The 255-nt window shown below is 69.8% G+C and carries 1 protein-coding gene; it reads left to right on the forward strand.

Features of this window, described 5'->3' with window-relative positions; all coding sequences use genetic code 11:
* Nucleotides 1-255: tyrosine-type recombinase/integrase (locus ACLBYB_RS33570; RefSeq protein ID WP_447701461.1), on the forward strand; the 255-nt coding region annotated here is incomplete at both ends.

Here is a 255-nt window from a genome sequence, read left to right on the forward strand (position 1 = left end):
GGCTGGTCCGCCTCAACCATCCCCGCACCCTGCCCGACGTGCTGAGCGCCGACGAGGTCGGGCGTCTGCTCGATACCACGGTCTGCCTGAAGCATCTCGCCGCCCTGTCGCTCGCCTACGGCGCGGGTCTGCGCGTGGCCGAGGTCGCCGCGCTCAGGATCGGCGATATCGACTCGACCCGCATGATCCTGCGGATCGAATGCGGCAAGGCCGGCCGCGACCGCAATGCCATGCTGTCGGCCGATCTCCTGGACC

Source organism: Methylobacterium sp. D54C (assembly GCF_053345595.1).